The sequence below is a fragment of the Crocosphaera watsonii WH 8501 genome (assembly GCF_000167195.1).
Classification (GTDB): domain Bacteria; phylum Cyanobacteriota; class Cyanobacteriia; order Cyanobacteriales; family Microcystaceae; genus Crocosphaera; species Crocosphaera watsonii.
In genome coordinates, this window is the sequence record NZ_AADV02000287.1 from 1 (window position 1) to 3084 (window position 3084).

Here is a 3084-nt window from a genome sequence, read left to right on the forward strand (position 1 = left end):
GAAACGTTTAGAACGTAATCCTCACTTACCTAAATGGGATATTTTGATTAGACCCAGTTAGTCTAAAAAGTTAATAAGAGTGTAAAATTAAGTGAATTTCCTTTTTAAAAATAGTCAAAGCTAATTTAAAAGTTAGCGTATTTCTTTCTTTTAGATAGGGAGGTTTTTGTTCGCGGAAAGTATCCGCGAACAACTTTTTATTTTTCCCTTTTCGCTTATTTGAGATGTTCTACAAACAGATTCTGAGAATGGGTGGGAAACTTTTTCTTGGAAATCACCTATCGACAACGTTATGACATGGAACATCTTTTTCGATTTGGTAAACAAAGATTATTGATGACATCTTATTTAACTCCCGATGTACATCATGAAGAAAATTGGTTTAAACTAACACTTCTTTCTTATGTAAATTTGTGGGCTGCCAGAAAATTAGCTGTGGTTTTACCCCGTGATTGGGAACAGTATTTGAAGACTAATAAATCCATCAAAATCACCCCTAGTCTAGTTCAAAGAGACTTTTCAAGAATAATTACGACCTTGGGGACTTTCGCCAAATTTCCCAAACGTCGAGGTTTTTCTTCCGGACGTATTAAAGGTTACAAAAAAGCCCCACGAACTCGTCATGATGTTATCAAGAAAGGGAGCAAAAAATCAACTGAAAACTTAAAAGCTCCTTAGTTTTCCTCAGAATCTATAGATTAGCCCTATTTGTCAGCCAATTTTATTGACTGATACAGAGCCGATATTTTGGGATTTTAGTTTAGCGTAAAATATACGCTAACGAACTTTTTTTGTCCAAAGTCCAATCCCGACAAACTAGACTTTTTCAGTCTTGCCCATGTGGATGTGCTGGTGACAGCTATGGTGGACTGCCATTAAATTTTTTGGTTTCCAGTTATCGTGGTTTCCATCTATGTGATGGAGGTGTACCCTCTCATCATCTGTAAACTTCAGTCCACAATATCCACATGAATGGTCTTGTCTTTTCAGACATTTAGAGGTTGCTCCGTCGTAGAGTTTGCTGTTACGCTTACTCCAGTAAACCGTGTCCCCATCGTATGGAGACTTGTTACTTTTGACGTTGACGTGACGATTCTTACTGTAAGGTACTGCTGGAAAAGCCTTCTTGATAAGTTCTGTTGCCGTATATCGGTTCAGTTTCTTTTCTTTGTTGAAGACTTTGAATGCTCTGTGTACAGTTCCCCAAAGGGAGAAGCGAGAGCCGTCCATTTTACAATACCTATGGTAGTTTCGCCATCCTCTGACTAGGGGGGCTAACTTAGTAGCTTTAATCCTAGCCCCATAATTCGAGCAGTTGACGATATCCTTAACTTTCTGACGGAATGCTTTGTAATTGTCCTCTGATGGGACGCAACTAAATTTCCCGTTGGTTTGTACTTTAAAGTGCCAACCTAGAAAATCAAATCCATCTGTCGCTTTGACAAGCTTGGTCTTTCTTTCGCTTACTTTCAGTCCTCTGGTTGCTAAAAATTCCTGTATATCCTTAAGTATCTCGTTTTCATCGTCTTTTGATTTTAAAATGAGAACCATATCATCCGCATAACGGATGGAGTTATGAAGATTCTCTATACCATCTAGAGCGATGTTAGCTAGTAGAGGACTCACCACCCCCCCTTGGGGGGTTCCTTGTTCTGGAAATTCTGGGTTGACACCTGCTTTTAGGCATCTCCATATCCCATTCTTAATTGTCTGGGGGGCTATTACCCTTTCCATAATTGAGATGTGGTTAATCCTGTCAAAACACTTTTCTATGTCTAACTCAAGTATTCTTTTGTTTACTCCGTTACATCTGGAGTTTAGGTTGTTAAATAGAATCTTTTGAGCGTCATGTGCCGAGCGTCCAGGTCTAAACCCGTAGCTTCTGGCGTGAAATAGTGCTTCATGTGCAGGTTCTAGGGCGTATTTAACGAGGCATTGCCATGCTCTGTCTGCCATAGTTGGAACCTTGAGCATTCGGGTGGTTCCATCTTTCTTGGGGATGGGGATTTCTCTTAGCTTGGAGTGTTTCCATTCGTTTGCTGTGAGCAACCTTTCTGCCAAGGCGAACCGTTGTTTGAAGTTGAGGGATTTGACTCCATCTATTCCTGCGGTTTTCTTACCAGTGTTTAGCTGTGATACTTGTCGGACTGCGAGTAGTCTAGCTGCAAAGGACTTCAGAATAAGTTTCTGTAAGTTCCTAGCTCGTCTTTTGTCTTCTGCTTGAATGGCTTTAAACAATCTTCTTTGGAGACGAAAGAGATTCTTGCGGAATTTCTTCCAGGGAATGCTCTTCCAAAGTTCACTAAAATCTTTGATTTTGTGTCTAACCATGTTCACCTCGGTTAATCGTTTTCTATTTGCCTCGAACCCAGATTCCGCACTTCAAAATGTAGTATAAAAAAATACATAGTTTTAAAAAGTCCGAAAATCATACCTGGGCAAGAATATTTCTCTTTTCATTAAATTTTTAGGAAAAATAATCAAATTAAGAAGATTTATACTCATTGAAAACTTAGCAAGACTCAGCACAAACGAAGGAGAGTTTCCTCTTCTCATTTGATATCATTAGACTCTTATTCTTTTATTATTTTTGCTTTATCCAATTCAATTTATAGATAATATCTTTGACAAGATGCAGGTAATAAACTCAATATAAAACGCCTTTCTTCTGTTAAATTGACAATTTGTTCAACTCCGTTTAAAATCACATAATGAATACCTTGAAAACATTGAAATATCCACCTCAAAGTCGGACGCAATGTTACTTTCCCTACTTGATTATTTATTCCTTTTTTGACTCTTTTTAAACAATTTCTTAATTCTCTTTGCCCCAAGTTATAAATCAACAAACACAAAGACATTAAAAATAACATTGTTTCTATTCTTTCTGGTTTTTCAACGAAGAAACTATCAGTAAAAAATAAGGGATCTTTCAAAAATCGAAATCCTCTTTCCGTAGATTGCTGGTTTTTATAAGTTATCAGAATTTCACTAGCTTCTAATTTATTTTCCTCTACTAAGTTAGTTGCTAAAATAATTTTCCTGCTTCTTTAGTCTCTCTACTTATCTCTTCATCTTTTTTGA

Annotated in this window: 1 protein-coding gene and 2 pseudogenes; 1 reads left to right on the plus strand and 2 read right to left on the minus strand. The window is 37.3% G+C overall.

Translation table 11 applies throughout. The features are described from left to right. Window positions 1–279: 279 nt before the first annotated feature. Window positions 280–678: pseudogene (locus CWATDRAFT_RS30870) on the plus strand (NF041680 family putative transposase); the annotation flags it as partial. A 138-nt stretch (window positions 679–816) separates the two neighbouring features. On the opposite strand, the gene CWATDRAFT_RS30875 reads toward CWATDRAFT_RS30870, so the two are convergent. Beyond that, entirely contained in the window at window positions 817–2331 is a 1515-nt protein-coding gene (locus CWATDRAFT_RS30875) for a group II intron reverse transcriptase/maturase (protein ID WP_007308626.1), read from the minus strand. A 278-nt stretch (window positions 2332–2609) separates the two neighbouring features. Beyond that, window positions 2610–3084 (minus strand): annotated as a pseudogene (locus CWATDRAFT_RS30880) (IS1634 family transposase); the annotation flags it as partial.